We start from the raw sequence: 20,153 nt of genomic DNA, 5'->3' as shown, positions 1-20,153 counted from the left end.
GTGTATTTCAGGCGGTTTTTTACTGACCTGAGGTGCGAAAGAAAAAGCGAAATTTTTTTCTGTTCTTCCCCTTGAAGGGCAGGGTATCGCCCCCATTAAACAAACCACGAGGCCGGGCAGGACTTTGTCAGGCATTCAACCCTAAAAATAGATATGGACCCGCTCACAGGAGAGTTATCAATGAAAATTCGTCCATTGCATGACCGCGTTATCGTCAAGCGTAAAGAAGTAGAATCTAAATCCGCTGGCGGCATCGTTCTGACTGGCTCAGCTGCTGGTAAATCTACCCGTGGCGAAATCCTGGCTGTCGGCCATGGTCGCATTCTGGAAAACGGTGAAGTGAAAGCGCTGGACGTGAAAGTTGGCGACATCGTCATTTTCAACGACGGTTACGGCGTGAAAGCTGAGAAGATCGACAATGAAGAAGTGTTGATCATGTCTGAGAGCGACATTCTGGCAATCGTAGAAGCCTGATCGTCCCCCGATCCACTTTTTTCTGAACAGAACGAATTTAAGGGAAATTAACAATGGCAGCTAAAGAAGTAAAATTCGGTAACGACGCCCGTGTGAAAATGCTGCGTGGCGTAAACATCCTTGCTGATGCAGTAAAAGTGACCCTGGGCCCTAAAGGCCGCAACGTGGTTTTGGACAAATCTTTCGGCGCACCAACCATCACTAAAGACGGCGTGTCCGTTGCACGTGAAATCGAACTGGAAGACAAGTTCGAAAACATGGGCGCACAGATGGTGAAAGAAGTCGCGTCCAAAGCGAACGATGCAGCGGGTGACGGTACCACTACCGCAACCGTTCTGGCACAAGCCATCATCACTGAAGGCCTGAAAGCTGTTGCCGCCGGTATGAACCCGATGGATCTGAAACGTGGTATCGACAAAGCTGTCGTTCATGCGGTTGAAGAACTGAAAAAATTATCTGTCCCTTGCTCTGACTCTAAAGCCATTGCACAGGTTGGTACCATCTCTGCTAACTCCGACGAAACTGTCGGTAAACTGATCGCTGAAGCGATGGAAAAAGTAGGCAAAGAAGGCGTCATCACTGTTGAAGAAGGCACCGGCCTGCAAGACGAGCTGGACGTTGTTGAAGGCATGCAGTTTGACCGCGGTTACCTGTCTCCGTACTTCATCAACAAACCAGAAACCGGTTCAATCGAACTTGAAAGCCCGTTCATCCTGCTGGCTGACAAGAAAATTTCTAACATCCGTGAAATGCTGCCAGTACTGGAAGCCGTTGCGAAAGCCGGTAAACCACTGCTGATCATTGCTGAAGACGTGGAAGGCGAAGCTCTGGCGACGCTGGTCGTGAACACCATGCGCGGCATCGTGAAAGTGGCTGCGGTTAAAGCACCAGGCTTCGGCGACCGTCGTAAAGCTATGCTGCAGGACATCGCAACTCTGACCGGCGGTACCGTTATCTCTGAAGAGATCGGTCTGGAGCTGGAAAAAGCGACTCTGGAAGATATGGGTCAGGCGAAACGTGTTGTTATCAACAAAGACACCACCATCATCATCGATGGCGTTGGCGAAGAAGCAACAATCCAGGGCCGTGTTTCTCAGATCCGTCAGCAGATCGAAGAAGCGACGTCTGATTACGACCGCGAAAAACTGCAAGAGCGTGTGGCTAAACTGGCAGGCGGCGTAGCCGTTCTGAAAGTAGGCGCAGCGACTGAAGTTGAAATGAAAGAGAAGAAAGCCCGCGTTGAAGATGCCCTGCACGCAACCCGTGCTGCGGTAGAAGAAGGCGTGGTTGCAGGTGGTGGTGTGGCGCTGATCCGCGTTGCTCACACTCTGGCTAACCTGACCGGCGACAACGACGACCAGAACGTGGGTATCCGCGTTGCTCTGCGCGCAATGGAATCTCCACTGCGTCAGATCGTAGTGAACGCAGGTGAAGAAGCCTCTGTTATCGCCAACAAAGTGAAAGCAGGCGAAGGCAGCTTCGGTTACAACGCTTACACTGAACAGTACGGCGACATGATCGCAATGGGTATCCTGGATCCAACGAAAGTGACCCGTTCTGCGCTGCAGTACGCGTCTTCTGTCGCTGGCCTGATGATCACCACTGAGTGCATGATCACCGACCTGCCGAAAGACGATAAAGTCGATATGGGCGGCGCTGGCGGTATGGGTGGCATGGGCGGTATGGGCGGCATGATGTAATCATCATCCCCCTGCGTTCATCCGCAGGTACGCCAAATCAGCGGGCATTTTTGCTTACTGACACAATGTACTGAAGAAACCCGGTCTGAAAAGACCGGGTTTTTTTATTTGACCCTTTTTTATCAGGTTCAGTAAGATAACTCTCATTGTCGTCGGCCTTTAGCGTGTAGACTCATTTCTGCGTGGTTTCGGATTTTTACCGATAGCGCAAACTTGGGTATGCGTGGCAACGGATGCCTAAGAGAGCCAGGTGTTTTCTGATAGGCTTTATGTGATTACAAAAACAAATGGGGAAAGTGATGCGGATTAAAATGTTACTGGGCCTGTCAGCTATCGCGCTGCTTGCCGGGTGCAGTACCACTCATCAACTGGATGCAGCGGGCCAGCAGGTGAAATTCACCGACGACAAACCAGGCGCTGAATGTCAGCTGCTTGGCGCAGTAACGGGTGCCCAAAGCAACTGGTTCTCCGGTACCGGCGGCGACGGCAGCTCCATGCGTGGTGCAGCCAATGACCTGCGTAATAAAGCGGCAGCCATGGGCGGCAACACCATCTATGGTGCCAACAGCCCGTCACAGAACTTCCTGTCCAGCTTTGCACCGGTTGACAGCAAAATGGTCGGTCAGGTTTATAAGTGTCCATAGTCGCGTGAAGGCTATAAATACTAAAGGGATGCCCGTGGCATCCCTTTTTGCATTCCCCCTTCATTCTTCAGGCTGCAGGCGCGTTGGCTACGTTCAGTCACCCGAATCACTTACCTGAGTAAGCTCATCGGGATTCCCTCACTTGCCGCCTTCCTGCAACTTGAATTATTTGGGGGGAGATTAGGTTGTTAAAACTGCTTCAGCCGCAGATCCAAAATGGTTTTGCTTGGCTCGCCGCCAATCTCGCGGGTCAGTTTCGGCACCATATAGCCTGACACTTTACTCATCAGCCCCTTCATGATGACGCGCGCTTCGTCGTCATTCACCATGAAATGCGCCGCGCCCTGTACTTTATCCAGCACATGGATGTAGTAAGGCAAAATGCCGGCATCGAACAGGGCGTTACTCAGCGCAGCAAGCACATCAGCAGAATCATTGACGCCACGCAGCAGCACGCTTTGATTGAGTAGTGTCACGCCGTGGCGTTTCAGCTTCACCATGCCGGCACGCAACGCATCATCAATCTCATTAGCGTGATTGATGTGCGTCACCATCAGCACCTGAAGTCGTGATTTTTCAAGGCGCTGGCAGAAGGTATCGGTGATGCGGGCAGGGATCACGACCGGCAAACGGGTATGGATACGCAGCCGCTTAATGTGCGCGATGCCTTCCAGTTCGCTGATCAACCAGTCGAGTTCGTGATCTTTCGCCATCAGCGGATCGCCGCCGGAGAAAATAATTTCATCGAGTTCGGGGCGTGTGCGGATATAATCCAGCGCCTGAACCCAGTTGGCCTTATTTCCCTGGTTGTCCTGATACGGGAAATGACGGCGGAAACAGTAGCGGCAATTTACCGCGCATCCGCCTTTCACCAGTAACAGGGCGCGATTGCTATACTTGTGCAACAGACCCGGAACAACGCTGCGTTGTTCATCAAGCGGGTCAGTGGTAAAGCCCGGCGCGGCGATAAATTCCTCGCGTGCGGTCAATACCTGAAGCAATAAAGGATCCTGTGGATCGCCCGGCTGCATACGTGCCACAAAGGCGCGGGGCACGCGAAGCGGGAACAAACGACGGGCTTCACGCCCACTTTGCAGTTCTGCATTGTCGTTAAGTGCCAGAAGAGTAAGCAGTTCATCCGGGTCAGTGATAACATCGCCGAGTTGATACAACCAATCTTCTCTAAATGGCGTGTTTAGGGTTACAATGTTTGCCATTTTTTTGGCTAATACCAGTTTAAAATTAGAGGGCCATCATGGCGACTTATTCTAGCAACGATTTCCGTCCGGGTCTTAAAATCATGTTCGAGGGCGAGCCTTACGCTATCGAATCCAGTGAATTTGTAAAACCAGGCAAAGGCCAGGCTTTCGCACGCGTTAAAATGCGTCGTCTGCTGACCGGTTCCCGTGTCGAAAAAACCTTCAAATCTACTGACTCATGCGAAGGCGCTGACGTTGTAGATACCAACATGAACTACCTGTACAACGACGGTGAGTTCTACCACTTCATGCACCCTGAGACGTTTGAACAGCATCAGGTTGAAGAGAAAACTGTTTCTGACGCCTCTAAATGGCTGCAGGACAACGCAGAATGTATCGTGACTCTGTGGGATGGCCGTCCTATCGCGGTTCAGCCACCGAACTTCATCGAAGCTGAAGTTGTCGATACTGATCCGGGCCTGAAAGGTGATACCGCAGGTACCGGCGGCAAACCAGCGACCCTGAGCACCGGCGCTGTGGTTAAAGTGCCATTGTTCGTGCAGATCGGCGAAATCGTCCGTTGTGACACCCGCTCTGGCGAATACGTTTCCCGCGTTAAATAAGTTCTCAGGACTTATTACGTCGGATGAAAGCTGCCACAGGGGAATGCCTGTCGCAGCTTTCCAGCCCCAACTTGTTGAATTGGATTGTGTTTACCATGTTGAAGAAGATGATGTTTATCGTGGTTTCAGTGATGTTGCTGGCTTCGTTATCCGGCTGCAACACGGTTCATGGTTTCGGTGAAGACATCCAGCATCTGGGTGGCGCGATTTCCAAAGCAGGCTGATTCTTCAGCCTCGTTTTTCCAACAGTCCTAAAATCCCTCCTGTTCGCTTCAATTTCCTGAAAGTTATCTACACTTAAAGCGTCGTACTTTACATTCTCTTATAGGAAGGAAATTTATATGTTGAAGAAAAGTATCCTCGCTATCTTGTCTGTTCTTATCCTGTCTTCTGCGTTAACCGCCTGCAACACCACGCGTGGCGTGGGGGAAGATGTCTCTGCCGGTGGGGAAGCCATTCAGAAAAGCGCACAATAGCGGTAATTGACGTGAAGTAAGCTGAAGTCTGCCTGCACATTGATGCAGGCAGTGTTGTTTATGGGGCACAAGAATCAGGGCTGTTTCACCCACACCAGTTTGCTGGTATCAAATCCATACCGCTGCGCGGTTTGCAGAAGCTTCTGCTTCACGCTGTCATCCAGCGTCGGAGTGCGTGACAGGATCCACAAATAGCTTTTATCTGGGCCGCAAACCAGCGCGTACTGATAATCCTTATCCAGCTCAATCACGTTATAGCCGCCATAGAACGGGCCGAAGAATGACACCTTGAGCGCCGCCCGCGCAGGCGATCCGGTGAAGTAACCTTTGCCTTCGCTTTCCTGCCATTTATTCTTCTGCGGATTAAACCCGCGGTTAATGACTTTCACACCGCCATCGTCGCGCAGGCTGTAATTCGCCGTGACGCGCTCCAGCCCGCTCTCAAAACGATGATCCAGTCTGGCGACTTCATACCAGGTGCCCAGATAGCGGGTGAGTTCGAAGTTATTGACGACGTTGACGTCTTTCGGTGGTGTGACGCTACAGGCGACAGACATGACTGCTGTCACGATGACGCCGAGTTTTGACCAGATACGCATAGAGTTTCCTTCCTTAGTGTTTCGACTAAGTGTAGGTAACAACACGGGAAAAGGGAAAACCGGCGGGGAAAAATGAAAGCAGCGGCCAGAGAGATGGCCGCTGGAAAGTCAGATCCGAAGGGATCAGAGACGGATCAATACGATAAGGGTGACAATACTTAAGATCGTTGCCAGCCCGTAGAACACCCATTTACCGGCCGGAACGTGGATCTTCAGATCATGCATCGCATGATGGATCCGGTGCAGTCCGCACCACAGCGGCAGCACGATCATCAGCAGCAGGAACAGCCGCCCGATCCAGCTCTGCGCGAACGCCAGCACACGCGGATAGCTCAGTGCGTCACCGGGGAAAAATCCCAGCGGCAGCAGAAAGCACACCAGCAGAATCATCACCGGCGCGAAAATCGCGCTCCACATACCACCGGCACCAAACAATCCCCAGAACACCGGCTCATCTGAACGTTTAGGAAGAGTATTTTTCATGTCGCCTCCTTAAAGAAACAGTGCGATGGCGAGAATAACCAGCGTCACGACAACGGTCACGCCCCAGAAACCGGCAATGACCGGTTCCGGTCCCATTTTTTTGCCTTTCACCACAACAATGGAGGCTTTCGGTGCCAGTTCGAACCAGGTTTTGGTATGCAGCAAGGCCGCGAGCAGGGCGATGAGGTTAATCAGCAAAACCACCGGATTTTGCAGAAAATGCACAAAACCCGCCCAGCTTTCCGCGCCGTTGCGTAACGAGAAAATTCCCGCCAGCAGCAACAGGCTGAACCACACCGCCGGGACCGCCGTGCCTTCACGGATCATGTAAAACCGGTAGAACGGCAGGCTTTGCCACCAGCTGGCTTTCATCTGACGCACGTAGGGTTTACGTTTGCTGCCTGTACTTTGCGTTGTCATATTGTCCTCCCTCATTGCGGTCTCAGCCTCGCGATCATGAAGTCTTTAGCGCTTTCGACTTTGCCTTGCTGAATGGCGGCAGCAGGGTCGACGTGCTTCGGACAGACTTCGGAGCAATACCCGACGAACGTACAACTCCAGACGCCGTTCTGACCGTTTAACTGCGGCATACGTTGCGCCTTGCCGTGGTCACGGTTATCGAGGTTGTAGCGGTGCGCGAGAGTGATAGCGGCGGGGCCGATGAATTCAGGATTCAGGCCAAACTGCGGGCAGGCGGCGTAGCATAAACCGCAGTTGATGCAGCCGGAGAACTGATGATATTTCTCCATTTGCGCCGGGGTTTGTTTACCGGGGCCTTCACCCACGGTGCGGGTATTGCCGATAATGTAAGGTTTGATGGCTTCCAGGCTTTCGATAAAGTGGGTCATATCGACCACCAGATCACGCTCGACCGGGAAATTCGCCAGCGCTTCCACCTGCATGCCTTCCGGGTATTCCCGCAGGAAGGTTTTGCAGGCCAGTTTCGGCACCTTGTTGATCATCATGCCGCAGGAGCCGCAGATCGCCATACGGCACGACCAGCGGTAGGAAAGGTCTGCTGCCAGATGATCTTTGATGTAACCCAGCGCATCGAGCAGTGACGTTGTTTCATCGAAAGGCACGTCATACACCACCGGATGCGGCGCGCTGTCCGTTTCCGGGTTATAGCGCATGATTTCAACCTTCAGGCTGCGCATTTTAGCCACGTGATTGCTCCTTATCTTTTTTATCGTGAGTCTCAGATTCCCCGCCGTACACACGTTTTGCCGGAGGCAGCGTGGTAATTTTCACGTCACCGTATTCCAGACGCGGGGCGGAATCTGGCTGATAAAAGGCCAGGGTATGCCTGAGGAAATTCACGTCATCACGTTCAGTACAACCTTCATCGAGACGCTGATGTGCGCCACGTGATTCGCGACGATTGATTGCGGAATGCGCCATACATTCGGCGACTTCCAGGCCATGCCCCAGTTCGATGGTGTACAGCAAATCGGTATTGAACACGCTGGAGGTATCCTGGATTTTCACCCGTTTGAAGCGTTCCTTCAGTTCCGCCAGCTTATCGATGGTTTTCTGCATCAGCTCGGTGGTGCGGTAAATGCCGCAACCTTCTTCCATCGCCAGACCCATTTCGTCACGGATGGCCGCCCAGCTTTCATCGCCTTCCTGTGCCATCAGTGCGGCAAGACGGTTTTCGATATCACGCACCTGTGCGTCTAACGCTGCACTGTTGCCGGTATCTTTGGCTTCTGCTGCGCGTTCTGCCGCTTTTTCACCGGCCATACGCCCGAACACCACCAGTTCTGCCAGTGAGTTTGAGCCGAGGCGGTTAGCACCGTGCAGGCCGACAGAAGAACATTCGCCGACGGCAAACAGACCTTTGATTCGGGTTTCACACTGCGCATCCGTTTCGATGCCGCCCATGGTGTAGTGTGCGGTAGGGCGCACCGGGATCGGATCGGTAATCGGATCGACGCCGACGTAGGCTTTAGCCAGCTCGCAGATAAAGGGCAGCCGCTCGCGCAGTTTTTTCTCGCCCAGATGACGTAAATCCAGATACACCACGTCGCCACGCGGGGTTTCGATGGTGCGTCCGGCGCGCCATTCGTGCCAGAAAGCCTGAGAGACTTTGTCGCGCGGGCCCAGTTCCATGTATTTATTTTTCGGCTCGCCCAGCGGCGTTTCCGGCCCCATGCCGTAATCCTGCAGATAACGGTAACCGTCTTTATTGACCAGAATACCGCCTTCACCGCGGCAGCCTTCCGTCATCAGAATGCCGGAACCCGGCAGGCCGGTCGGATGATATTGCACGAACTCCATGTCGCGTAGCGGAATGCCGTGGCGGAACGCCATGCCCATGCCATCGCCGGTGACGATGCCGCCGTTGGTGTTGTAACGGTAAACGCGGCCTGCACCGCCGGTCGCCATGACCACGGCGTTGGCGCGGATTTGTACGCGGGTGCCTTCCATCATATTGATGGCGACCACGCCGCGCACCTGGCCTTCATCGACCAGAATGTCGAGAACGAAATGCTCATCGAAGCGTTTGATTTGCGGGTATTTCAGGGACGTCTGAAACAGGGTGTGCAGCATGTGGAAGCCGGTTTTATCGGCAGCGAACCATGTGCGTTCGATCTTCATCCCGCCGAAGCGGCGGACATTGACGGAACCGTCCTCTTTACGGCTCCACGGGCAACCCCACAGTTCAAGCTGGGCCATTTCAGTCGGGCACTGATGAACGAAATGTTCCACCACGTCCTGCTCACACAGCCAGTCGCCTCCGGAAACGGTATCCTGGAAGTGAAAATCAAAACTGTCGTGATCTTGCGTCACTGCGGCCGAACCGCCTTCGGCGGCCACCGTGTGGCTGCGCATTGGGTACACTTTCGAAATCAACGCGATATTCAGGTTGGGATTGGCTTCCGCTGCGGCTATTGCTGCGCGTAAACCCGCCCCACCTGCACCTATAATTGCAATGTCGGCGTTAAAGGTTTGCACTGCATTCCTCCACTATCATCAATGAGATCGGGTTTGAAACACCCGCGAAAAGCTCTTCAGAATCGAAGAGTTAGTGAACCCCGATGACATACAGGCGCTGTCCCGGCGGCTGATATTCTTATAGTTTGTAAGGGAATTATGATACCAAAGGGGTAGAAGTGGTAATTTGATGTGAACGCGGGTTTAGGCTTTCTCTGCATTGTGCTTTGCAAAATGAGATATTTGTTTGCCTGCGGGGATGCAGGTAGACTGCATGACTTTTCTGAATTCGGAGTAAATCACCATGAGCGAAACAGCAAGCTGGCAACCCAGTGCTCCCATCGCCAATTTGTTGAAGCGTGCGGCTATTCTCGCTGAGATTCGACGTTTCTTTGCCGATCGCGGCGTACTGGAAGTCGAAACGCCAGCCATGAGTCAGGCCACGGTGACCGACATTCATCTGGTGCCGTTTGAGACACGTTTTGTCGGGCCGGGCGCAGCTGATGGCATGACGTTGTATCTGATGACCAGCCCGGAATATCACATGAAACGTCTGCTGGCGGCGGGCAGTGGTCCGATTTATCAGATGGGACGCAGCTTCCGTAATGAAGAAGCCGGGCGTCACCATAACCCCGAATTCACCATGCTGGAATGGTACCGTCCGCGTTATGACATGTACCGCCTGATGAATGAAGTGGATGATTTGCTCCAGCAGGTTCTCGACTGCGATACCGCAGAAACACTTTCTTATCAGCAGGCGTTTACCCGCCATCTCGGCGTGGATCCGTTGTCTGCCGATAAAACTGAGTTGCGTGAAGCGGCGGCGAAACTGGATTTATCCAACATTGCCGATACCGAAGAAGACCGCGATACGCTGTTGCAGCTGCTGTTCACCATGGGTGTCGAGCCACACATTGGCCGCGACAAACCGACGTTCGTTTATCACTTCCCGGCGACCCAGGCCGCTCTGGCAGAAATCAGCACGGAAGACCACCGTGTGGCGGAGCGTTTTGAGGTGTATTACAAAGGCATTGAGCTGGCGAACGGTTTCCGTGAACTGACAGACAGTCGCGAGCAGCGTCAGCGATTCGAGCAGGATAACCGCAAACGTACGGCGCGCGGCCTGCCGCAGCATCCTGTCGATAACAATCTGCTGGATGCCTTAGCGCACGGTATGCCGGAGTGTTCCGGTGTGGCGCTGGGTGTTGACCGCCTGATTATGATTGCCCTCGGCGCTGAAAGCCTGAGTGATGTGCTGGCCTTCCCGGTGACCCGCGCCTGATCTGACCTAAGCCCTGATTTTCTGATCAGGGTTTTTTCTCCTTCCCCTGTTTTTTTGCCCTGATAGTGTGCAATGAAACCAAAAATGCACTTTTTCTGAAACAAAAGTACCTAAATGGCGCAACACTGATTTTAAAGTTTCAGGCTGCCCTGTTTCCCGCCAGCCCGCATCCGCAGGGCATTTTCTGTGCCTTAACGTAAATTTTCCTGCCGCTGGCCTGATTTATGCATTACCGGATCATCACTCATCATCCGGAAAACCCGTTATGTCAGAATCCAACGACAAAGAACTTCTTTATGGACTGGAAGAGCGCATCGCACCGGCACCGGCATTCTTCACCGCCATCCAGCATGTGCTGGCGAGCGTCGTCGGCATCATCACCCCGCCGCTGATTATCGGCTCGGTGCTGGGGCTGAATGCCTATCTGCCTTATCTGATCAGCATGTCTTTGCTGGCATCCGGCATCGGGACATTCATTCAGGCGCGCCGGTTTATGTCGGTGGGCGCGGGGATGATTTGTCTGCAAGGCACCAGTTTTGCGTTTCTGGGGGTGATCCTCTCCGGCGGTATGCTGGTGAAAAGCCGTGGCGGCTCGCCGGAAGACATCATGGCGATGATTTTTGGCGTGAACTTCGTGGCCGCTTTTATTCCGTTGCTGGTCAGCCGGTTTATCGGCCAGATGCGCCGCGTGTTCACCCCGCTGGTCAGCGGCACCGTGATCGCGCTGATTGGCATCAGCCTGATTAAAGTCAGCATCACCGACTGGGCGGGCGGCCACGGTGCCACGAATTTCGGTGCACCGGCAAACCTCGGGCTGGGCGCACTGACGCTGCTGGTGATTGTCGCCTGCAACCGTATCAACGTGCGCTGGCTGCGTCTGTCATCCATCGTTTTGGGGATTGTTGTCGGCTGTATCGCGGCGGCACTGACCGGTCATCTGACGGTGAAACCCTTGCAGGGCGACTGGTTTGCCCTGCCGCAACTGTTCCGCTTCGGGTTTAAATTCGACTGGATCATCTTCGTGCCGATCGCGCTGGTGTCGTTTATCAGCATTCTGGAAGCCGTGGGCGATCTGACGGCCAACTGCATGCTGTCGCAGCAACCGATTGAAGGCGAAAGCTTCCGCAAACGCCTGAAAGGCGGGATCCTGGCGGACGGCATCAGCTGTATTATTGCGGCGGCCTTCTCATCATTCCCTAATACCACCTTCGCGCAGAATAACGGCGTGATCCAGATGACCGGCGTCGCCAGTCGTTTTGTCGGCATGTATATCGGCGCGGTATTATTAGTGCTCGGGCTGTTCCCGTTTATCGGCGAAATGTTGCAGCAAATCCCTGCGCCGGTGCTGGGTGGCGCAACGCTGGTGATGTTTGGCAGCGTGGTCGCGGCGGGCATCCGCATCATGACGCAGTCGCCGGTCGGACGCCGCGAAATGCTGATTATCGCCATCGCCTTTGGCATTGGTCTGGGCATTGAAGCCGTACCGGACGTGCTCAGCCAGTTCCCGCCAATTGTCGGCAATATCTTCGGCCATGCGGTGACCAGCGGCGGCGTTATCGCTATCCTGCTCAACTTACTGATGCCGGCAGAACGCAGCACAAGTGTTGCGGCACAAGAAGTTAAGGTTCACTGAAATCCCGCGCGTTGCGCCCCTGGATCAGCAGACAGGGCATAACTGAGCTGACTCACTTTTTGAATTTATTGTGACCCTAAAAAGGAAGTCAGACATGTCAGAACAACGCATGTGGATCAAAAATCCGCTGGCGGTTTTTACCGCAAATTCACTCGATGCCCGTGGCGGCATCGTCATTGAAGGGCAGAAGATAGCTGAGTTGCTGGTCGCCGGTCAGCAGCCTTCGCAGCCGGTCGATCATATTTATGATGCCTCAGAATCTGTGCTGTTGCCGGGGCTGATCAATACCCATCACCATTTCTATCAGACGCTGACCCGGGCCTGGGCGCCCGTGGTCAACGTGCCGTTATTCCCGTGGCTGAAAAAACTTTATCCCGTCTGGGCGCGTTTAGGGCCGGAGGCGCTGGGGCTGGCAAGCCGGGTGGCGATGGCGGAACTGTTGCTTTCCGGTTGTACCACCACCACTGACCATCATTATCTTTTCCCGCAGGGCATGGAAGAAGCCATTGATGTGCAGGTCGATGTGGTCCGTGAGCTGGGCATGCGTGCGCTGCTGACACGCGGCTCGATGAGTCTCGGTGAAGAACAGGGCGGTCTGCCGCCGGAGCAAACAGTGCAATCGGGCGAGGTGATTTTGCAGGACAGTCAGCGTCTGATTGACCGCTATCATCAGCGCGGTGAGGGCGCGTGGATGCAGATTGCGCTGGCGCCGTGTTCGCCGTTTTCGGTCACCACTGAGATTATGCGTGAGAGCGCGAAACTGGCGCAGCGGGAAGATGTCCGGCTGCATACCCATCTGGCGGAAACGCTGGATGAAGAACAGTTTTGCCTGAACATGTTTGGTCTGCGTACCGTTGATTATCTGGAAAGTGTCGGCTGGCTGAGCGACCGCACATGGCTGGCGCACGGCATCCATTTTAACGCTGACGAAATTCAGCGTCTGGGCGCGGCGGGCACCGGTATCTGTCATTGTCCGGTATCCAATATGCGGCTGGCTTCCGGCATGTGTCCGACACGGGATCTGGAAGCGGCGGGCGTACCGATCGGGCTGGGCGTTGACGGCTCGGCCTCAAATGACGCCTCGAATCTGATGTATGAAGCGCGGCAGGCGCTGTATCTGCAACGTCTGAAATACGGTGCGGAATATGTCACGCCGGAAAGGGTGCTGGGCTGGGCGACACGCGGCTCGGCGAAGCTTATCGGACGCGACGATATCGGGCAGATAGCGGCAGGCAAACAGGCCGATCTGGCGCTGTTTAAACTCGATGAATTACGTTTCAGCGGCAGCCATGACCCGATTGCTGCGTTATTACTGTGTGGCGCTGAAAAGGCCGATCGCGTGATGGTCGGCGGGAAATGGCGGGTGACCGACGGCGAAATCGTCGGAATGGATATCCGCTCGCTGATATCTCAGCATCGCAAAGCCGCAGCGGCGCTGATCGCCGATCTGTAAACTCAGTCTGTCATCCTGAGACGTAAAAAAGGGCAGAAGAGTCTGCCCTTTTGCTGTTCTCTCTACTCTTACAAATCGCCCGGTGAGCGCGAACTGTTACTGCTGCGACCACTGCCGCTGCTGCTGGTAAAGGTCGCATTATTGCCATTTTGCGCGCGGTGCAGCGTTTCCATCCGCACCTGGAATGGCGGGAATGGCAGCGTAATGCCGTGCTCGCGGAATCCGGCCAGGATCAGCTGATGAATTTCATGGCGCAGCGGCATACGGTGCGCCATTTCAGCAGCGTGCATACGCAGTTCGAAAATCTGAATACCCTGTTGTAAATCCACCAGATAGGCTTCCGGCGCAGGCATGTCCAGCACCAGCGAACAGCGGTGCGCGGCGCTGAGCAGGATTTCGGTCACCTCTTCACTGTTGGCTTCCGACGGGGCAGGCACGGTCAGCACCACACGGGTCACGGAATCCGACAGCGACCAGTTGATGAACTGCTCGGTGATAAAGGCCTTGTTCGGCACGATGATCTCCTTGCGGTCCCAGTCGGCGATCGTCGTGGCGCGTGTGTTGATCCGGGTGATGCTGCCGGTCAGGTTGCGGATCGTCACGGTGTCGCCGATACGGATCGGTTTTTCAAACAGGATGATCAGGCCGGAAATAAAGTTGGCGAAAATCTCCTGTAACCCGAAGCCAAGACCGACACCCAGTGCCGCCACCAGCCATTGCAGTTTTGCCCATTCGATACCGATCAGCGAGAATCCGGTCAGGCCACCAATCAGCAGCAACACGTATTTGGTCACGGTCAGCACCGCATAACCGGTGCCCGGCGTCAGGTCCAGATGTTGCAGCAGCGCCAGTTCCAGCAGCGCGGGCAGATTACGCACCAGTTGCGTGGTGATTATCAGCACCAGAATGGCGATCAACACCGATCCCAGCGTGATCGGCTGCATGCTCTCCACGCCCTGAACCGTGGACGCCACCTGCCAGAGATGAATATTTTCCAGGAACGAGAAGGCCGAATGGATTTCAGACCACAGGAAGATCACCGAGATCAGCGCGATCAACGTCAGCAGGGAACGCACCAGTCGCAGCGACTGTGCGGAAATGGCATCCAGATCAACCACCGGTTCTTCAATCTCAACCGTGCCTTCATTGCTGGTGCTCACCTGATGGCCGTCTTCCTCACCGCGAGCGCGCTGATTGAGCATTTCAGCCCGGCGCTGCTTGGCGCGTTCGAAAGCGATACGACGTCGCTGGATCAGCATCCAGCGGCGGATAATGTGATAAATCACCAGCAATACGAACCAGATGGCGACCGAGGTTTCCAGACGGGCCAGCAGCGCCTGTGATGTCGCGAGGTAGCCCATCAGGGAAGCCAGCGCGGCCACGATCGGCGCGCCCAGCAGCATCCACCACAGCGCCTTGTTGATGACGTTCTCGCTGTTGCCTTTTTTATCGTGATACAGCGGGATCCCGGCACGTTTCAGGCTGTTGGTGACCAGCGCCACCACCATACAAAGCAGGACAAAGCACAAGCGCCCCAGCGTGTTGGAGAACTCGCGGTCATTCAGATTATCGAAGGTAATCAGCGCCATAATTAACGGCACCAGCACCCAGATTGACAGCGCGTAATAGCGCAATGCCCGTGATACCGCCCGTTGCGGCCAGCCGAAATGCGCCACAAACAACCCTTGCGGATGTGCCAGCGCGGCGCTGACCATAAACGCCCACAGGATCGGCAGGGTCGCGGTGACGCCATCGCCTATCGCCACCGCAATCGGATACGGCCACGCGCTTTGCAGCCCGAAGCCCAGCGCCGCCCACAGCACCGGTAACGGCATCGCCACCAGAATCGACCAGAACACGGTGCGCATGGTCAGCGAGAAATGGTCCTGCGTGACTTTGCCGACTTTACTGCTGGCGCGTTCCAGGAAGGCGTAATAGTGCTTGCGGGAACTGATGCTGATGATCACCAGAATCAGCGCGCCAAACAACGGCAGCAGCGTTTCCTTGCTGGTCACCATCATCATGGATGCGCCACCAAGCTGGCTGAGGGAATCCAGAGAAACCAGACGTTTCAGGTCATGAGCGACCTGGACCGGATAGGAGAAGCCGATGGCACTGACGTCGGCCACCCAGAACAGATAACGGTGGGCGGCGTCGTGGACGTCATTCAACGCTTCCACCAGCTGGCTGTTCGCCACTTTTAGTTTGGTCAGTTCCAGAATCTGGGTATCACAGCCCGACAGCAGGGAATTGAGTAAATCCCGCTGCGTCCGCAACTGGGCATCCAGAATTTTTTGCTGTGCGGCCGTCAGCGGTTTGCCATCGTCCTGGCGGGCCTGACGGTAAATCGCCTGCTTATCCAGCAGATCTTCATAGTGCAGACGCTGAACACGCAACTGCCCCATGTCACGGTCAAGTTGTTGCGGTTTTGGCATATCCGGCAGGCGGGCAACCTGCGCCCGCAGCGTTTCGCCTAACAGATTAGACGCGCCAAGCCACTGGGCCTGTTCACGGATAGTATTAATGGCCTGACGAACCTGCTGGGTCTGTGCCGCTGCCTGACGCTGCTGGGAGGAAATCAGATCCATCCGCTGCGCCTGCTGATTCAGGGCCAGCGACAACTCGCGGTTCGCCTGTAACTGCTGGCTGATCGAATGGGGTAATTCACCACTTTGCTCGGCTAACAGTTCGGTTTTTTCCAGCGCCTGCTCGGCTTCGCGCTGGCGCTGGTTATTCAGCGTGTTGCGTAACGCCTGTAATTGCTGATCAAGAAAATCGGCGCGCTTTTTGTAGAGATCGGTGCGCATTCGCGACAGTTCCTGCCGGTTATTGGCAGAAAGCTGAGCCAGCTCCAGTTCATCCACTTTCGCTTTGCGCGCCGCCGATTCGGCCTGAAGCGCACTGAGCTGTGCCTGAGCCAGCGGGGAAGAGGTCGCCGCTGCGGATGCCGCCTGCATGCGTTGCTCAATATCGCCAAGCGCGTTACGGGCTTCGGATTGCTGTTGCGGGATAAGACTCAGTGAATCGCTGATGTCGCGTGAGCGATCCTGCTCCTGACGCAACTGGCGGGTTTCTTCCAGTTGCTGGCTGCTGACCTGCAGAATTTGCTGCTCCAACTGCGCGGTCGGGATGTTGTCATCCACCGCAGGCGGTTTGTCAGGCTGGTTTTGCAGTTCCTGACGCAGGGCCTGCGTCAGTTTTGGGAAATCATCAATGACCTTCTGATATTCCGCCGAGCGTCCGGCTGACACACTGGCCTCATTCAGCCAGTTAAGCGCGCTTTGCAGCGCCTCAACCACCTGCGTCTGATTGGCCATTTCTTTGTTGGCTTCCGCCTGTTTCAGCTCCTGTTTGAGCTGATCTTCAGTCGGCGCGGCACCCGCCATCAATGGCAGGGACAGCAGTAAACTCATCAGCAGGGCGGGGATCAGGCGCACTCGGTCACATCCTTTTCTCAGTTCTTTTCGTCAGGTCAGGACAAACTTAATAGTCTTTCGGGACCTGGGGTTCAGCCGTGGCCACACCGGCAGGCGTCTCTGTCGCTGAAGGTAATTCTGTTGCGGGGACTTCCGCGACGACAGGTTCCGCCGTCGCGGCTGCCGGAGCACGTACCGCTTCAGCGAACGGTTCGCCCATGCGGGTCACGGTACCGTTGCTCAGATTTGGCATAAAGCGGATCTGACCGGCAGCAAACAGGTTAATGACCGTGGAACCCAGTTTGAAGCGGCCCATTTCCTGTCCTTTTTCCAGCGCAATCACGCCTTCTTCACCGGCAGCCGGATAAGTCCAGCGTTTGATGATGCCTTCGCGTGGCGGCGTGACGCAGCCTGCCCAGACGGTTTCGATGCTGCCGACGATCGTTGCACCGACCAGAATCTGCACCATCGGGCCGAATTCAGTATCAAAGACGCAGATGACACGTTCGTTACGGGCGAACAGGTTCGGCACGTTTGCGGCGGTCAGCGGGTTCACGGAGAACAAATCGCCCGGCACATAAATCATTTCACGCAGCACGCCGTCGCACGGCATATGCACGCGGTGATAATCGCGCGGTGCCAGATAAACGGTGGCGAACTGGCCGTCTTTAAACTGTTCTGCCAGCAGATAATTACCCGCCAGCAGGGCTTCTAAACTGTAAAAATGGCCTTTGGCCTGGAACAATTTGCCATCAGTAATCGCACCCAACTGGCTGACCGCGCCGTCGGCAGGCAGGCAAAGCATATCTAAACCGCTGACCACCGGACGTGCGCCATCACGCAACGGACGCACGAAGAATTCGTTAAACGTGGCGTAAGATTTGAGATCCGGATTTTGTGCTTCTTTCATGTCGACGTTATAAAAACGCGCAAAAGCTTTGATCACCCAGTGTGTCAGCGTGGCAGCACGTTTATCCGCGCCCCAGCCCGCCAGACGGGTCAGTCCTTGTTTAGGAAGTAAGTATTGAAGTTTGATTTTGATACTGTCCAGCACGGGGAAAACCTCTTGGATGGTATGAATGACCGGCGTACCGGCCATTTTCAGGAAACCCGTGAATCACGTTCAGGGTCACACAGTGTTTTATGGCGGGGGATTGTAACGGGGTGAAATCAACGGTTCAACTTCCGTTAACGTCACCCCTTTGCCATTAACATGTTAATTCAATTAATTAGCATTACAGCGTGTCGAAGTTTTTACGCGTTTTTACGTCTTCCATACTTTCCAGAATGCGGTGGTAGTTGTCGAAACGCTCTTCGGCAATCTCGCCACGGTCTACCGCATCACGGATGGCACAGCCCGGATCACTGCCGTGTTTGCAGTCACGGAATTTGCAGTAACCAAGGAAAGGACGGAATTCGACAAAGCCCTGGGTGATCTGCTCAGGTGCCAGATGCCATAAACCGAACTCACGCACGCCCGGAGAGTCGATAACATCGCCGCCGTGCTGGAAGTGATACAAACGCGCTGCGGTGGTGGTGTGCTGACCCAAACCTGAGTTGTCAGACACGTCGTTCACCAGAATTTGTTTTTCATCCGGTGGCAGCAGGGCATTCAGCAGGCTCGATTTGCCGACGCCGGACTGACCGGCGAAAATACTGATGCGGTCGGTCAGCGCCGTTTCAAACGCTGGCATACCTTCACCGGTCTGGCTGGAGACTTCCAGCACGCGGTAATTGATATTGCGGTAAATATCCATCATGCCCTGAACGAATTTACGGCCTTCGTCATCAAGCAGATCGATTTTGTTGAGCACGATCAGCGGCTCAACTTCAACGGTTTCACACGCCACCAGATAACGGTCGATAATATTGAGCGACAGTTCCGGCAGAATGGCGGAAACAATGACAATCTGGTCAATGTTTGCCGCGATGGGTTTCACGCCATCATAGAAATCAGGGCGGGTGAGCACGGACGTGCGCTCGTGAACCGCCTCGACGATGCCTTTCACACTGGTATTTTCACCGGCGCGCCAGACGACGCGGTCTCCGGTGACCAGGGAACGGATGGTACGGCGGATATTGCAACGGTGCTGGCTGCCGTCGGCCGCTTCAACGTCCGCATGCATCCCGAAACGGCTGATGACGACGCCGTCCTGCGGTTCGCCATGCAGAGAATCGTCCAGCTCTTTCCGTTTGTCGGTCTGTGTCAGACGACGCTGGTGGTTAGTCTGAACGCGACGTTGTTGCCCTTTAGACAGTTTTGACTTAGTCACTGCGCCTCACTTAACTGGCTTTAATCGCTCGGTGCGACCAAAACGACTATGATACCAGCTATTTTATAGTAATTGCCCGAATGACGGAGAACTCCGTCAACTCTCTACTTTGTAACAGGACACATCATGGCTGCAAATGACTCGAACTTAATTTGGATCGACCTGGAAATGACCGGTCTGGATCCTGAACGTGACCGTATTATTGAGATTGCGACACTGGTGACCGATGCGCATCTGAACATTCTGGCCGAAGGGCCGGTGATGGCGGTACATCAGTCTGATGCACAACTGGCGCTGATGGATGACTGGAATGTGCGCACGCACACCGGCAGCGGTCTGGTGGATCGCGTCAAGGCCAGCCCGTTTGATGACAATGCCGCCCAGCAAAAAACCATCGAGTTCCTGCGCGAGTGGGTGCCCGCCGGTAAATCACCGATTTGCGGCAACAGCGTCGGGCAGGACAGGCGTTTCCTGTTTAAGTACATGCCGGAGCTGGAAACCTATTTCCACTACCGTTATCTGGACGTCAGCACACTGAAAGAACTGGCGCGTCGCTGGAAACCGGAAGTGCTGGCCGGGTTTAAAAAGCAAAATACCCATCAGGCACTGGATGATATCCGTGAATCGGTCGCCGAATTAGCCTATTACCGCGAACATTTCATTCAGCTTTAAGCTTTTTAAAGCTTTCATAAAATACCTGAAATCTTTTTTATTACGCCGCGGAACATGAAATCACTGTGTTTCGCTGATTAATTCACCGCTTTGATGGTTTAATCGGCACTTGAACGAAAAATTCATTTTTTTGCTTTCAGGGGCTTGCGGCAAAAAGGATTTCTCGTATAATGCGCACCCCGTACCGATGAAGAATTTCGTTGAGTGCGCAGAGCGGGAATAGCTCAGTTGGTAGAGCACGACCTTGCCAAGGTCGGGGTCGCGAGTTCGAGTCTCGTTTCCCGCTCCA

At 54.6% G+C, this 20,153-nt stretch carries 19 protein-coding genes and 1 tRNA gene; 11 read left to right on the top strand and 9 right to left on the bottom strand.

The window, feature by feature from the left end; all coding sequences use genetic code 11:
- Window positions 1-180 precede the first annotated feature (180 nt).
- From EYY67_RS23060 to EYY67_RS23050, 3 genes are all read left to right on the top strand, one after another.
- Entirely contained in the window at window positions 181-474 is a 294-nt protein-coding gene (locus tag EYY67_RS23060) for a co-chaperone GroES (protein WP_009636718.1), read from the top strand.
- 53 nt (window positions 475-527) lie between these two features.
- Window positions 528-2,174: a chaperonin GroEL gene (groL, locus tag EYY67_RS23055; protein WP_095923720.1), complete on the top strand. Its 1,647-nt coding sequence runs from the start codon at window positions 528-530 to the stop codon at window positions 2,172-2,174.
- Window positions 2,175-2,473: 299 nt separating this feature from the next.
- Window positions 2,474-2,818, top strand: coding sequence for a DUF4156 domain-containing protein (locus EYY67_RS23050; protein ID WP_095923719.1), 345 nt, complete (start codon window positions 2,474-2,476; stop codon window positions 2,816-2,818).
- 188 nt (window positions 2,819-3,006) lie between these two features.
- Here EYY67_RS23050 and epmB read toward each other — a convergent pair whose 3' ends face one another.
- The gene (gene epmB / locus EYY67_RS23045) at window positions 3,007-4,035 is read right to left on the bottom strand and encodes an EF-P beta-lysylation protein EpmB (RefSeq protein ID WP_131694460.1); all 1,029 of its coding nucleotides are present in this window, start codon (window positions 4,033-4,035) and stop codon (window positions 3,007-3,009) included.
- Window positions 4,036-4,073: 38 nt separating this feature from the next.
- Between epmB and efp the strand changes: the two genes are divergently transcribed.
- The 3 genes from efp (at window position 4,074) to EYY67_RS23030 (ending at window position 5,116) form a co-directional block, all read left to right on the top strand.
- The gene (efp, locus tag EYY67_RS23040) at window positions 4,074-4,640 is read left to right on the top strand and encodes an elongation factor P (RefSeq protein WP_013573742.1); all 567 of its coding nucleotides are present in this window, start codon (window positions 4,074-4,076) and stop codon (window positions 4,638-4,640) included.
- A gap of 95 nt (window positions 4,641-4,735) precedes the next feature.
- Window positions 4,736-4,864: an entericidin A/B family lipoprotein gene (locus tag EYY67_RS23035; RefSeq protein WP_013573743.1), complete on the top strand. Its 129-nt coding sequence runs from the start codon at window positions 4,736-4,738 to the stop codon at window positions 4,862-4,864.
- Between the two features lie 117 nt (window positions 4,865-4,981).
- Window positions 4,982-5,116 (top strand): entericidin A/B family lipoprotein, encoded by a 135-nt coding sequence (locus tag EYY67_RS23030; RefSeq protein ID WP_013573744.1) that lies wholly within the window; start codon window positions 4,982-4,984, stop codon window positions 5,114-5,116.
- A gap of 74 nt (window positions 5,117-5,190) precedes the next feature.
- On the opposite strand, the gene blc is transcribed toward EYY67_RS23030, so the two are convergent.
- The 5 genes from blc to frdA all read right to left on the bottom strand — a co-directional run bounded on the left by blc (window position 5,191) and on the right by frdA (window position 9,156).
- Entirely contained in the window at window positions 5,191-5,715 is a 525-nt protein-coding gene (blc, locus tag EYY67_RS23025) for an outer membrane lipoprotein Blc (protein WP_131694459.1), read from the bottom strand.
- 123 nt (window positions 5,716-5,838) lie between these two features.
- Window positions 5,839-6,198 (bottom strand): fumarate reductase subunit FrdD, encoded by a 360-nt coding sequence (gene frdD, locus EYY67_RS23020; RefSeq protein ID WP_095923716.1) that lies wholly within the window; start codon window positions 6,196-6,198, stop codon window positions 5,839-5,841.
- Between the two features lie 9 nt (window positions 6,199-6,207).
- Window positions 6,208-6,618: a fumarate reductase subunit FrdC gene (frdC, locus tag EYY67_RS23015; RefSeq protein WP_095923715.1), complete on the bottom strand. Its 411-nt coding sequence runs from the start codon at window positions 6,616-6,618 to the stop codon at window positions 6,208-6,210.
- 11 nt (window positions 6,619-6,629) lie between these two features.
- Complete coding sequence (locus EYY67_RS23010) at window positions 6,630-7,364, bottom strand: succinate dehydrogenase/fumarate reductase iron-sulfur subunit (protein ID WP_014333647.1); 735 nt, start codon at window positions 7,362-7,364, stop codon at window positions 6,630-6,632.
- Entirely contained in the window at window positions 7,357-9,156 is a 1,800-nt protein-coding gene (gene frdA, locus EYY67_RS23005) for a fumarate reductase (quinol) flavoprotein subunit (protein WP_095923714.1), read from the bottom strand. Before frdA ends, EYY67_RS23010 begins: the two co-directional genes overlap by 8 nt.
- 283 nt (window positions 9,157-9,439) lie before the next feature.
- Between frdA and epmA the strand changes: the two genes are divergently transcribed.
- The 3 genes from epmA (at window position 9,440) to EYY67_RS22990 (ending at window position 13,503) form a co-directional block, all read left to right on the top strand.
- Window positions 9,440-10,417, top strand: a complete 978-nt coding sequence (gene epmA, locus EYY67_RS23000; RefSeq protein WP_095923713.1) for an elongation factor P--(R)-beta-lysine ligase — start codon at window positions 9,440-9,442, stop codon at window positions 10,415-10,417.
- A 265-nt stretch (window positions 10,418-10,682) separates the two neighbouring features.
- Window positions 10,683-12,050, top strand: coding sequence for a nucleobase:cation symporter-2 family protein (locus tag EYY67_RS22995; RefSeq protein WP_119823438.1), 1,368 nt, complete (start codon window positions 10,683-10,685; stop codon window positions 12,048-12,050).
- Window positions 12,051-12,144: 94 nt separating this feature from the next.
- The gene (locus EYY67_RS22990) at window positions 12,145-13,503 is read left to right on the top strand and encodes an 8-oxoguanine deaminase (RefSeq protein WP_131694458.1); all 1,359 of its coding nucleotides are present in this window, start codon (window positions 12,145-12,147) and stop codon (window positions 13,501-13,503) included.
- Window positions 13,504-13,571: 68 nt separating this feature from the next.
- On the opposite strand, the gene mscM is transcribed toward EYY67_RS22990, so the two are convergent.
- The 3 genes from mscM to rsgA all read right to left on the bottom strand — a co-directional run bounded on the left by mscM (window position 13,572) and on the right by rsgA (window position 19,192).
- Window positions 13,572-16,940 (bottom strand): miniconductance mechanosensitive channel MscM, encoded by a 3,369-nt coding sequence (mscM, locus tag EYY67_RS22985; protein WP_095923710.1) that lies wholly within the window; start codon window positions 16,938-16,940, stop codon window positions 13,572-13,574.
- A 46-nt stretch (window positions 16,941-16,986) separates the two neighbouring features.
- Window positions 16,987-17,973 (bottom strand): archaetidylserine decarboxylase, encoded by a 987-nt coding sequence (asd, locus tag EYY67_RS22980; protein ID WP_119823474.1) that lies wholly within the window; start codon window positions 17,971-17,973, stop codon window positions 16,987-16,989.
- Window positions 17,974-18,154: 181 nt separating this feature from the next.
- Window positions 18,155-19,192, bottom strand: a complete 1,038-nt coding sequence (gene rsgA / locus EYY67_RS22975; protein ID WP_095923709.1) for a small ribosomal subunit biogenesis GTPase RsgA — start codon at window positions 19,190-19,192, stop codon at window positions 18,155-18,157.
- Window positions 19,193-19,318: 126 nt separating this feature from the next.
- Here rsgA and orn point away from each other — a divergent pair, with 126 nt between their 5' ends.
- The gene (gene orn / locus EYY67_RS22970) at window positions 19,319-19,864 is read left to right on the top strand and encodes an oligoribonuclease (protein ID WP_095923708.1); all 546 of its coding nucleotides are present in this window, start codon (window positions 19,319-19,321) and stop codon (window positions 19,862-19,864) included.
- Window positions 19,865-20,077: 213 nt separating this feature from the next.
- A tRNA-Gly gene (locus EYY67_RS22965) sits at window positions 20,078-20,153 on the top strand.

It is taken from the genome of Rahnella victoriana, assembly GCF_004330295.1.
Taxonomy (GTDB): Bacteria; Pseudomonadota; Gammaproteobacteria; order Enterobacterales; family Enterobacteriaceae; genus Rahnella; species Rahnella victoriana.
The sequence above is the reverse complement of the archived record's forward strand: the minus strand, read 5'-3'. Positions and strand labels throughout refer to the sequence as shown.

Coding starts and splice junctions, on each gene's coding strand:
- epmB (WP_131694460.1), bottom strand. CDS start 4,035: ATGGCAAACATTGTAACCCTAAACACGCCATTTAGAGAAGATTGGTTG.
- EYY67_RS22995 (WP_119823438.1), top strand. CDS start 10,683: ATGTCAGAATCCAACGACAAAGAACTTCTTTATGGACTGGAAGAGCGC.
- EYY67_RS23050 (WP_095923719.1), top strand. CDS start 2,474: ATGCGGATTAAAATGTTACTGGGCCTGTCAGCTATCGCGCTGCTTGCC.
- EYY67_RS23030 (WP_013573744.1), top strand. CDS start 4,982: ATGTTGAAGAAAAGTATCCTCGCTATCTTGTCTGTTCTTATCCTGTCT.
- frdC (WP_095923715.1), bottom strand. CDS start 6,618: ATGACAACGCAAAGTACAGGCAGCAAACGTAAACCCTACGTGCGTCAG.
- efp (WP_013573742.1), top strand. CDS start 4,074: ATGGCGACTTATTCTAGCAACGATTTCCGTCCGGGTCTTAAAATCATG.
- orn (WP_095923708.1), top strand. CDS start 19,319: ATGGCTGCAAATGACTCGAACTTAATTTGGATCGACCTGGAAATGACC.
- groL (WP_095923720.1), top strand. CDS start 528: ATGGCAGCTAAAGAAGTAAAATTCGGTAACGACGCCCGTGTGAAAATG.
- epmA (WP_095923713.1), top strand. CDS start 9,440: ATGAGCGAAACAGCAAGCTGGCAACCCAGTGCTCCCATCGCCAATTTG.
- blc (WP_131694459.1), bottom strand. CDS start 5,715: ATGCGTATCTGGTCAAAACTCGGCGTCATCGTGACAGCAGTCATGTCT.
- EYY67_RS23035 (WP_013573743.1), top strand. CDS start 4,736: ATGTTGAAGAAGATGATGTTTATCGTGGTTTCAGTGATGTTGCTGGCT.
- EYY67_RS23060 (WP_009636718.1), top strand. CDS start 181: ATGAAAATTCGTCCATTGCATGACCGCGTTATCGTCAAGCGTAAAGAA.
- EYY67_RS22990 (WP_131694458.1), top strand. CDS start 12,145: ATGTCAGAACAACGCATGTGGATCAAAAATCCGCTGGCGGTTTTTACC.
- frdD (WP_095923716.1), bottom strand. CDS start 6,198: ATGAAAAATACTCTTCCTAAACGTTCAGATGAGCCGGTGTTCTGGGGA.